The 10,647-nt window shown below is 43.2% G+C and carries 10 protein-coding genes and 1 pseudogene; 9 read left to right on the forward strand and 2 right to left on the reverse strand.

Features of this window, described 5'->3' with window-relative positions:
• The 9 genes from ABW391_RS27060 to ABW391_RS27100 form a co-directional block, all read left to right on the forward strand.
• A partial coding sequence (locus tag ABW391_RS27060) for an FMN-binding glutamate synthase family protein (protein WP_353485033.1) occupies nucleotides 1-1,061 on the forward strand: 1,061 nt, incomplete at its 5' end.
• A gap of 454 nt (nucleotides 1,062-1,515) precedes the next feature.
• Nucleotides 1,516-2,616, forward strand: a complete 1,101-nt coding sequence (locus ABW391_RS27065) for a cupin domain-containing protein (RefSeq protein WP_353485034.1) — start codon at nucleotides 1,516-1,518, stop codon at nucleotides 2,614-2,616.
• 219 nt (nucleotides 2,617-2,835) lie between these two features.
• Entirely contained in the window at nucleotides 2,836-3,294 is a 459-nt protein-coding gene (locus ABW391_RS27070; protein ID WP_353485035.1) for a nucleotidyltransferase, read from the forward strand.
• Nucleotides 3,295-3,589: 295 nt separating this feature from the next.
• Entirely contained in the window at nucleotides 3,590-4,192 is a 603-nt protein-coding gene (locus tag ABW391_RS27075; protein ID WP_353485036.1) for a hypothetical protein, read from the forward strand.
• A 319-nt stretch (nucleotides 4,193-4,511) separates the two neighbouring features.
• Nucleotides 4,512-4,907, forward strand: a complete 396-nt coding sequence (locus tag ABW391_RS27080; protein WP_353485037.1) for a hypothetical protein — start codon at nucleotides 4,512-4,514, stop codon at nucleotides 4,905-4,907.
• Nucleotides 4,908-5,083: 176 nt separating this feature from the next.
• The gene (locus ABW391_RS27085) at nucleotides 5,084-5,974 is read left to right on the forward strand and encodes a hypothetical protein (RefSeq protein ID WP_353485038.1); all 891 of its coding nucleotides are present in this window, start codon (nucleotides 5,084-5,086) and stop codon (nucleotides 5,972-5,974) included.
• 104 nt (nucleotides 5,975-6,078) lie between these two features.
• The gene (locus ABW391_RS27090) at nucleotides 6,079-6,384 is read left to right on the forward strand and encodes a BrnT family toxin (protein ID WP_353485039.1); all 306 of its coding nucleotides are present in this window, start codon (nucleotides 6,079-6,081) and stop codon (nucleotides 6,382-6,384) included.
• Entirely contained in the window at nucleotides 6,371-6,751 is a 381-nt protein-coding gene (locus ABW391_RS27095) for a hypothetical protein (protein WP_353485040.1), read from the forward strand. Before ABW391_RS27090 ends, ABW391_RS27095 begins: the two co-directional genes overlap by 14 nt.
• Before the next feature lie 225 nt (nucleotides 6,752-6,976).
• A complete protein-coding gene (locus ABW391_RS27100) occupies nucleotides 6,977-8,644 on the forward strand; it encodes a hypothetical protein (RefSeq protein WP_353485041.1) in 1,668 nt (555 codons plus the stop codon).
• A 48-nt stretch (nucleotides 8,645-8,692) separates the two neighbouring features.
• Here the strand turns inward: ABW391_RS27100 and ABW391_RS27105 are convergent, their stop codons facing one another.
• Both ABW391_RS27105 and ABW391_RS27110 read right to left on the reverse strand, forming a co-directional pair.
• On the reverse strand, nucleotides 8,693-10,123 hold the full coding sequence (locus tag ABW391_RS27105; protein ID WP_353485042.1) for an AAA family ATPase: 1,431 nt from the start codon (nucleotides 10,121-10,123) through the stop codon (nucleotides 8,693-8,695).
• A gap of 283 nt (nucleotides 10,124-10,406) precedes the next feature.
• Nucleotides 10,407-10,647, reverse strand: a pseudogene (locus ABW391_RS27110) (ATPase); the annotation flags it as partial.

The raw sequence follows: 10,647 nt of genomic DNA on the forward strand, positions 1-10,647 counted from the left end.
TGCTGGACCACGAAGAGGTGTCTACCAAAGTGGTCATTGGTTTCCGGGCCCAAAAGCCCTTGGAATTGGCAATGCCCCTTTTTGTTTCAGACATGAGTTTTGGTGCCTTGTCCAAAGAAGCTAAAATCGCCCTGGCCATGGGCGCTGAAATGGCTGGCACGGGCATTTGTAGCGGGGAGGGAGGAATGCTTCCCGAAGAACAACAAAGCAACAGTCGCTATTTTTACGAATTGGCTTCGGCTAAATTTGGTTTTTCGTGGGACAAAGTAAAAAAAGCGCAGGCCTTCCATTTCAAAGGAGGACAAGGAGCCAAAACCGGGACTGGTGGGCACTTGCCCGGGAATAAAGTAAGCAAAGAAATTGCAGAAGTTCGAGGGCTGAAAGAAGGCCAAAATGCCATCTCCCCAGCCGCATTCCCTGATTTGATCACTCCTGAAGACTTTGCAGCATTTGCGCAGGAAGTAAGGGCTCAAACCGGGGGCATACCCATTGGATTTAAAATAGCCGCCAGCCATATTGAAGCGGATATTGATTTTGCACTCAAGGTAGGGGTTGATTACCTGATCTTGGATGGCCGCGGCGGCGGAACGGGTTCGGCGCCTTCCATCCTGAGAAACAACATCAACGTCCCGACCATACCTGCCTTAGCCAGAGCCAGAAAGCACCTCGACAATATTGGTGCCAAAGACATCACGCTGGTGATCACCGGAGGATTAAGAGTGCCCGAGGATTTTGCCAAAGCGATGATGCTGGGAGCCGATGCAGTCGCCATTTCCAACTCGGCTTTACAGGCCATTGGTTGCCTGGGCATGCGGGCATGTGGCAGCAACAATTGCCCGGTGGGGATTGCCACCCAAAAAGAAAACCTGAGAAGCCGATTGATCGTTGAAGCTTCGGCCATGCAACTCAACAATTTCCTGCAAGCTTCCAATGACCTGATCAAAGTCATTGCCAGGGCATGCGGGTATCCTGATGTTCAACAGTTTAATGCCCAGGATTTGACTACTTTGAGCTATGACATGCATCGGTATACGGGTATTGCATTTTCGGGGGTGTATTAGTCCATTTCGCGAAGAGACTATTCTTACCAAAGCGATAATAATAGCAGCGCGGATGAACGCGGATAAAGCGGATTTACGCGGATTTTGCTTTGCCTGCGGCAAAGTTTTTTTGGCCACGAATTGCACAAATTTTCACGAATTTAGGCACAAACTTCGTTTGCGCGAAAGCGCGTTGGCATGAACGAAGTGAATGTTTAATTCGTGAAAATCTGTGTAATTCGTGGCTAATCTTATCCCAATTGCGCCGAAGGCGTGATAAAAATCCGCGTTAATCCGAGTCATCCGCGCTGCTATTATTGTCGCTTTGGTATGGAGAAAGAGTAATGAAGAATTGTTTGAGTGAATAATAAGAGGCGGAGTCGCATTCAATGTGCGATTTTTCAGTTAATCGACATACATTAGCCCTACCCGAAACTTTCACCTAGGACAACTGGCAACAAAACCGGATTCAAAAATGGGCAACAAAGCAGCAGACGTTTTACCTCAGCTTGTACTTCCCAGCAATGAGCTAAGCGAGGATATGGCTTTCTTTACCAAGCTGGGTTTCCGGCTGGACAACATCTTCCCGGCTGATGATCCGGCTGTGGCGATCATGTCGGGATACGGCCTGCACCTGCGCATCGACAAAGAGGCCAGGTGCCCTGCACCAAATATTCACCTCCTGGCCGACGATCCAGAAGCACTGGCCGCAGGAGAAATAACCCTGATCGCCCCGAATGGAACCACCATCCAATTGCTCCCCCGGTCCTATCAACTGCACCGACCAGCTACCCAGCACAAATTTGAAGTGCGCCAACTGCAAGATCAAGACCCCTGGGTGATTGGCCGGGCTGGGATGATGTACCGAGACCTGATTCCCGATCGCCTAGGGGGCAGCATCATTGCCTCGCACATTCGCATCCCAACGGGTGGCCCTGTACCGGATATGGTGCATTACCACACGATTGGGTTTCAGTTGATTTTTTGTTACAGCGGCTGGGTCAAACTGGTATACGAAGATCAGGGGCCGCCTTTCATCCTTCGTGCGGGCGATTGTGTGACCCAACCGCCCGAAATTCGCCATCGGGTACTGGAATCTTCCGACAACCTGGAAGTGATTGAAATTGGCGTTCCCGCCGAACACATGACCACCATCGACCACGAGATGGAATTGCCTACCGCGCAGTTTTTGCCCCAACGGGAGTTTCAAGGACAAACCTTTTGCCATCACCTGCTCCAGGATGCCGTTTGGACACCCTGGAGAATCAAGGGATTTGAACACCGTGACACGGGGATTAATCAGGCTACCAAAGGAGTTGCCTCTGTACAGGTGGTGAGGCCTGATCAAAGCAATGAAAAGCCCCAGCTTTGTAGCCACAACACCGATATCCTTTTTTCTTTTGTGATGAAAGGAAGCCTGGATTTGCAGGCGGAAGGACATGCCTTGCAACACTTGCAGCAAGGCGATGCTTTTGTACTGCCGCCGGGTTTGAAAAGCCAGATTGCCGGGTTTTCGGATGATCTGGAGTTTTTGGAGGTGGCGCTGCCAGGGGTATTTGAGACGGTGGAGAGGTGAGGAATTTTGGGCGAATGAAAGTAAAAGAATTGCATTTGGTTTGCAGAAAAAGATGGTGTATCTTCGTAAAAGATCAGAAGATTAAATTCATGCAAAGGATAGTAAAAATAGTAAAGATAGGCCAGGATGACAGTAACCTGTTTTACTGGCTCAGCCTTTCTTATGCACAACGTTTGGAAGAACTTGAAAAACTTCGCACAGAAGTAAACCAACGCATGTATGGTAATCAACAAGGATTTCAAAGAGTTTATCGAGTTGTTAAACGCGAACAGTGTTAGATACCTCGTTATTGGAGGGTATGCGGTAAATTTTCACGGCTATCCGCGATACACCAAAGACATAGACTTTTGGATTTGGCTCGATGCTGCAAATGTCAAAAACTTGCTCCTTTCGCTTGAAGCTTTTGGTTTCGGTTCATTGGGGCTTTCCGAGGAAGACTTCTTAAATCCAACCAACGTGGTGCAACTTGGTCAAGAACCCTATCGTATTGATATCCTTTCATCCTTAGAAGGCGCAACATTTGAAGATTGTTTTGCAAGGAAAAATCGACTACAGGCAGAAGGTGTCAACATTAATTTCATAAGCATTGAAGATTTAATTCAGGTTAAAATAAGTGCAGGCCGCCCTCAGGATTTGGCAGACGCGGCTCAATTATCCAGGTTAAAAGATAAAAGATAAACTTTCGCTAAAATGTTGGCAAAATAAACTCAACCAAACCGATGGTTTTGAACGCAGTTGATTTGAAAATTTAATGGATGATTGCTTGTTGGGTAAATAATCGTTTACTATATTCACTGGAGAGACGTATTGTCAAGTTTTTGAACCACTTAGACGAAAGAAAATGACATACGGACTAAGAGAATATACACGCAACTAACGACTAAGTTATATACGCAATGCGGGTTTTGCTTAGTCGTGGGTTTCGTAGTGCTTAAGTTTTCGTCCAGCAGAAAAAAAGGAAAACCAGATAAATGTGTTCAATCTACGGAAAAGTGACAAAGAAAAGGACTTTTGGAATTGGTTTGTAAAGAACAAATCCGAAATTGAAAAATTTATAGATTCTGATTTTTCTGATTATTCGATTTATAATCAACTAACAAGGAAGTTGAAATCATACAGTTCAATTCTTTTCCCAGAACTCACAAAGAACGAAAATGATGAATACGTTTTGATTATCACACCAGACGGAGATGAAAAAGGAATTGAGCCAACAAAGAAGTTATTTGACAAGCATCCGAAAATGGAAAACTGGTTGGTTAGAAAATACAGACAACCTTGTGATGAAATTGGGTTGAATTTCGACGGAGTAGAATATCCATCAAGGGACATTGAAATCATTCCAGAATTTGAGGATAAAGACAAAGTAGATTTGAGAATATTTGTCAGAAACTTAAATAAAGATGAAAAACGATACAGAAATTTGGCTTATTTATATTTAGATCATATTCTCGGTGAATTCAATTCAATCACGAAAATCAGATATGTTGATTTTTACCATTTAGATGATGGCAAATCTGTGAAAGGTGGAATTGGTCTATTGGAATTGAGGAAATTAATAGAAGAAAAATTATATTAAAAAGTGAATCCAGCCGTGAACAAAGCATAACAACAGTAATGTCGGCTAAACGCCGACACGCATTGTATGACAACCATGCGGTATCGGATACTTTGGGATAAAGTGCGCTGGAAAGCATGGTGAAAAAAGCTGTAGAAAACAAGAATCAACAAAAACAATAGACTAAAACAATTCCAAATATAATCATATGCCAATTCCAGATAAAACATTTTTTGGGTCTCAACTTGATGGTACAGTGGGTCCCTGAGTTGTCTTAAAATTTTCGGAACTTATAGCCGTTTGAGTAGGTAATTGTTGTTGGCAATTTAAAGTTAATTCCATGAAAATCAATTTGAATAAAAGATTCTCAAGTCTAATAGTGCTACTCCTTATTGGAGGGTTTTATTCATTTGGCCAGTCGATTTTAAAAGGCACCGTATTAACTGATGGCGAAATAACTATTGGAGCCAGTATAGTTTTAGACGAAACAGTAAAGGGAAGAATCACCCAGATTGACGGAAAATTTGAAATTGAAAAGCCTATGGGAAAGGACTTTAAACTACAAATCAATCCTTGCTGTACTTGTTATGTTCTAACCACAATTGTAGTCAAAAAAGAGGCTATTGAATTGGAAATAAACTGCAATTGCAAGAAATCAAGGGTGTTTGTAATTCAAAAATTGGATATCAATGGGGCGATTATAGAAGAGAAGAGTAAGGTTAAGATTGGAAATTGAGCAACTTACACGAAAGCTGTGCCAAAGTCGCTGCGGTAGCTCACTTCAAAACTCGTAACGCCATTTATGCGAGCCTGTTCTCGGTTACCGTATTCAACAAAATAAAAAACGAAAAAAGAACCAAAACCTCCCCGAAATAGTTTACCTTGCAATAGAAATCAAACAAAAAATCGGGTATGATCATTGCCAACCCCATCTATGACGTAGTGTTCAAATATCTGCTGGAAGACGTAGAGATTGCTCGCGAATTGTTGTCGACTATTCTAGGGGAGGAAGTGCAAAGTGTTGAAGTAAAGCCGCAGGAAACCTCCACCGAAACGAGTGGGGATATTCGCATTTTGCGTTTTGATTTCAAAGCAGTAATCAAAAAGCCGAACGGAGAAATCAGCAAAGTCCTCATTGAGTTGCAAAAGGCCAAAAAAGCTTTTGATGTGATGCGCTTTCGGCGTTATTTGGGCGACAATTACCGCAAAGAAGACGATGTACTCAACGATAAAGGAGAGCCAGAAAAACTCCCATTGCCCATCATCACGATCTACTTTTTAGGTTTCCCCTTAAACAGTATTCAGTCGGGAGTGGTCAAAATCAATCGGGAATACCGCGATGTGGTGACCCAGGAAATTCTGGACATCAAAGAGGATTTCGTCGAGTTGTTGACCCACGATTCCTATTTGATACAGGTGCGTAAGCTAGCCAAAGCAGCCCGCAACAAACTGGAGCGGGTACTGCACATTTTCAGTCCGATCTATCAAAGCACAACGGACAAGCATCAACTCGATTTTCAGGGCGATACCAATGACCCCTTGGTCAAAAAAATGGTAGATCGTTTGGGGAGAGCCATTGCCAGCGAAGAGATTCGGGACTTGATGGATGTAGAGGATGAATTGGATCGGATTTTTGATCGGGAGATGAGAAAAAAAGATGAAATCATCGCCGAAAAGGAAGAGATTATCGCAGAGAAGGATAAGTTGCTGATTGAAGAGAAGAAACGGGCAGAAGAGGAAATCCAGAAAAACCTTGAATTGCACCGGCAAATTGAAGAGCTAAAAAAGCAAATTAACCCATAGTAACCGAGAACAATCGCTTTCCGAAAATTGCTACTAAAAGTCGCTTTTTCGGGAATCGTAACGTTCAGAAAAAAAACCAAACCAAAACCAGAAAACCCAACAAAATGAAGCGTGAATTTGAATGGGATGAAAACAAGAACAATAAGAACAAAATAAAACACAAAATTTCCTTTGAAAACGCAAAAGACGTATTTGAAGATGAGAATAGACTGCAATATGCGCTTGATGTAAATGGGGAAAGAAGATACTTAAGGATCGGAAAAGTATTTAAAGTTATCATACTGGTGGTGTACACCATCCGAAATTTTGCTTTTCGGCTAATTTCGGCTCGTCCTGCTAGAAAAGATGAGCGAGAAAGTTATCTTGCAAATAGTTTAAGCAAACAAGATGATGCATATGACAAAAAATAAAATCACCTTGGCCAAAGCCTTAGCGCTTTTGGAACAGAATGCATTAAGTGAAGATTATGAAGTGGATTTTGTGGATTCAGATAGCGTAGCAGCTACGGATGCCATAAAATTAGGTGCTCTTGGGTTCGACGTCCCAGAGGATAAAATCCATTACGATGATACAAACCTAGAGGAAGATGAGGATTTTGAGGGGGAATGGGTTAGGATAGATTCTGATATAGCCGATTACAAGCAGCACCTTATGATCAAATTAAAGGTAGACCATGAAATAGAAGCGTGGCTTGCTGCTTCCAATATTGATTTGGATTCACTGGTCAGCGAATTGATTACAGGATTCTATCGGTCATCAAAAGCGATAAAGGATTAGGAATTAAGGCACTTAAATCTTCAATCGATGAGCTGATCGCTGATTATTCAGCTGGAGTGCTTGGTGATTCCACCTCTTGATTTTCTTTTTCTTGTTGCATTTTGTATCCGCTCGCACTTCATACAACTTGCCAACAATTAAGTATAACCCTGCTTTTCGGATGATTTTGGCAATGAAAACTAAGATTGACTTTATGATTAATAGATGACCGGCAAAACGTAATCTATGCTCCAACTCTTCTTCAAAACTTCCGCCATCAGCCCTCAAGAATGGGAAAAGGCCTATCTGCGCATGCTGTCCATCGTCACCCATTTTCCTTTGAAGCTTGTACGCATTGAAGCATACTATGGATACCAGGCAAATCTGGACAAAGATCATTTTGAATTGCGAGAAAACATTGGGACTCCAGACGAGAGCCTTGCTTTTTACGGGGATTGGACATCCTACACCACCGGAACCACGATTCGTTTTTACAAAAACTGGCACAAACACCTGGCTGAAGAACTAGACGGCGGTGAAGAAGACCCTAACAAACCAATTACCTGGTTTCCACACTACCCTTTTCGAAACGACGGTTCTTTGCCACAGGCCAATGGCGCTTCGACCAAGTATGGCTACATCGATACTCGTGGAGCTGCCTACGAATGCGCTATTTTAGCCATTGGCATCATGCTGGAAAACTTACTTCCTGGTAAAATATTCATGACGGCAATGGAGCAGCAGTTGGAGCATATCGAGGATGTGGTCTCCTGGTTGTCGGCTCATTTTGAAGAGCATTTTGACTTGCCCATCCATTTTGACAAAAAACGCCTCTTGCATTCATTCATCCAGGAATATCCTGAGCAAGCTCAGGCGGTATGCCGCATGGAGCACCTGTTCCGCAAGCAATACAAAAAGAACATGGCTTTTGCAATTGAACATGTTGGGTATCGTGCAGCTTTTGATTGTTATGCCGATGTTTTGTCCAGCAATACTTTTGGCACTTTTGGTTTTGCAGATGTGCTTGATCCCTGGATCGCAGTGACACAAGATTTGGAGCGTACCCTGGAGTTGGTTGCCAAAAGTAAACAATTGACCCAGGAACAGGGAGATGAAGAAGAGATAAAAGCATACGATCTAACCCATTTACTGAAGTCATTCTTGAAAAAACTCATTCTGTGGACTCCGCAGCAGCGCGAAGAATTAGACCATTTTTACACCAACAAAGAAGCATTAGAAAGGGGCGATGAGTCACTTTGGGGCATGCTTTACCGCATGACGGGCAATCGAGTCGATATTTGTCCCATCTATGCCACGCCACAAGAACTTTTTGAAGCATTCATGTATCATGCACCCAAGCAAGGTAAAGTTTTTAAACAAATCATTGACGAGTGGCTCGAAAACAATGCCGATGCGTTTGATCAAATGAAACAAAAACTGGCTGAGGCACAGACAGATGAACAGGTGGAAGACGCCGATGAAATAGAAGATGAATCGATTGAATTGACCCAAAAGTCATTCCTCGACAAGTTTCATCCACATGAGCGCCCTTTCCTCGAATTAGCACTGCATCGCAACCCGGTAATTGCCACTGTAGAGGCGGCCATAGAAAAAATGCTTCAGGAGTTGCAGGAATTAATGGAATCTCCTGAACATCGCGAGCATGTCAACAGCATTCAAACAAGTTCAAAACAGGCCAATCTTACCTACATTCGTCTCCGCATCAAAAAAGACATTCGATGCCGAACTCATCCACAGTTCGAGCATTGGTTGGAAAAGGAAAGTGATGAGAATGTGCTATTTCACCTCACTTTGATGATGTCTTTAAAATTGTACAATCGTGAAGAAGCCTATGTTCGGTATCGAATACTTTGGGATAGAGGGTACTGGAAACCATGGCGGAAAAATCTGTAGAAAATTAAACCTGGTCGAATCCAATTTGGGTACCAATTCATTGTTTTGCTAATCGCGAAACAAGACCTCCATACTCAGGTCATTTTGCACCAAAGCCATGGCATGGTCATTGCGAACGAGGCCGAAAGTGGTAATCATGGTCAGAAAAATGGCTTTATTGGTAGCCGTTATATCTTTGAATAGACCAATTTTGTTGCGCAAAGCGTCAGAATATGCTTTATCAATGGAAAATGGCTGAATAGAAAATTTCATCTCACAGAGGTTGATGACTTGATCTCGACGGTCAATAACCAAATCAATTTGGGCTTTTTGGCCTTCTTTTTCGCCCATCCAGGCCGATGTTGCCGTTTGAACGCCGCTGATTCCCAGCGCCTGCTTTATTTGGTCAATATGCGCTAAGCATACTTGTTCAAAGGCATATCCGCTCCAAGCCCGATACTCAGGACTGTCAAGGCCACTTATCCAGTTTTGGTTGTCGAGCGGACTGGTATTTCGAATAAATCGAAGATAAAACAACGAATAGAAATCCGTCAATTGAAATATGGCGTTTTTCTCCTTTTTATCATAAGCTTGGTACTTTCTGATAAACCCACTTTCTTCGAGCTCTTTCAACACTTTTGTAGCACTCCCTCCATCTGAAAGCGATGCCTTGAACAACAGTTCTTCGCGGCTCATCCCTTTTGATTTTTTGGCCAAAGTCTCCACTACGGCAATGTGCCTTTCGGCATTTCGGTAAAGGGAAGCATACAAATTATCAAATTCGGTTCGCAAAAAGCCATCTGCCATAAAGCCAAGGTCATTGACGTTCTGTGGTATACTTTTGCCCGTTTCCACTTGTTCCAAATAAAAGGGAATTCCTCCGGTAACCATGTACAACTGAACCAATTGGTAGTGTCCATAAACAGCCGATTTTTGCCTAAAATACGCTGCACATTCAGCCAATGTAAAGGGTTCTAAGCGGATTCTATGCGTTACTCGGTTGTGTAGCCCGCCCCGGTTATTGATTAGGTTGTGAAGCATCCAGGATGCTGCCGAACCACAAACGATGAGCAAAATATCCCGACGAGCGCTGGCCCAACTGTTCCAAAAATGCTCCAATGCCGAAATAAATCCCGATTGAGGTGTATCAAACCAAGGCAACTCATCCAAGAAAATGACTTTTTGGCCAGTGGGTAACGATTCTAACCAATCGCTCAACTGCTGAAACGCCCAGAACCAGTCCTTGGGAAAAGGTACTTCGGTACCTGGCGGCATCAATCTGGCAAAAGCAGCATAGAAATTATTCAGTTGTTTTTTCACCCCACCCTTTCCGAGTCCGGTCAACTGAAAAGTAAACTGATTATTGAAAGCACTTCGGATCAGGAATGTTTTCCCCACCCGTCTTCTGCCAAAAACAGCCACAAAGGAAGAACTATCCTTTTGTTTGAGGTCATGCAACAGTTTGAGTTCTCTTTGTCGGCCAATGATGATATTTTCCATAAAAACAGTGCAAGTGAGCGGTAAATGTACAAAAAAATACGATTCCGCTCACTTGTGTTTTAATTCTGAGCGGCAAGTGTTTTTTTAAGGTGGTTTCCGCTCACTTGCAATTGCATTTTGCGTAGAACGTGCCTAATGCCCTGCACTTCTCGAACGCAATCAAGGTGCGGCGGAATGAGATGTGGCCACTGCCCAGAATTTAAGGAAAACTTGATCCATTTCTAGCTTGCCTATTTTTTGAAATTCCATAGGCAACAACTAAATCGAAGAGGTATGGTAAGTCTTAAAATCCTTCCAAAAACCGCAGCAAATTCCAATGCTCAATACCGTTAACAGTATTCGTAAGTGGCGCGTCCATACTCACGACCAATTTACGGTAGTTGTCGCGGATCAATGCCAGGTTGCCGAACTCGCGGTCAATGGTTGATTGTTCAGTAAGCATATAGGCAACTTGGATATAGACCCGTTCGCTGTTTTTTTCAGCAACGAAATCAATCTCCAGTTTTTGCCAGTCCCCCGTAAAG

Source organism: Haliscomenobacter sp. (assembly GCF_040403615.1).
Taxonomy (GTDB): Bacteria; Bacteroidota; Bacteroidia; order Chitinophagales; family Saprospiraceae; genus Haliscomenobacter.

What these genes read in the sequence shown, in the direction of transcription:
- ABW391_RS27065 (WP_353485034.1), top strand. Translation starts at nt 1,516, where the DNA reads ATGGGCAACAAAGCAGCAGACGTTTTACCTCAGCTTGTACTTCCCAGC.
- ABW391_RS27070 (WP_353485035.1), top strand. Translation starts at nt 2,836, where the DNA reads ATGGTAATCAACAAGGATTTCAAAGAGTTTATCGAGTTGTTAAACGCG.
- ABW391_RS27080 (WP_353485037.1), top strand. Translation starts at nt 4,512, where the DNA reads ATGAAAATCAATTTGAATAAAAGATTCTCAAGTCTAATAGTGCTACTC.
- ABW391_RS27085 (WP_353485038.1), top strand. Translation starts at nt 5,084, where the DNA reads ATGATCATTGCCAACCCCATCTATGACGTAGTGTTCAAATATCTGCTG.
- ABW391_RS27090 (WP_353485039.1), top strand. Translation starts at nt 6,079, where the DNA reads ATGAAGCGTGAATTTGAATGGGATGAAAACAAGAACAATAAGAACAAA.
- ABW391_RS27095 (WP_353485040.1), top strand. Translation starts at nt 6,371, where the DNA reads ATGACAAAAAATAAAATCACCTTGGCCAAAGCCTTAGCGCTTTTGGAA.
- ABW391_RS27100 (WP_353485041.1), top strand. Translation starts at nt 6,977, where the DNA reads ATGCTCCAACTCTTCTTCAAAACTTCCGCCATCAGCCCTCAAGAATGG.
- ABW391_RS27105 (WP_353485042.1), bottom strand. Translation starts at nt 10,123, where the DNA reads ATGGAAAATATCATCATTGGCCGACAAAGAGAACTCAAACTGTTGCAT.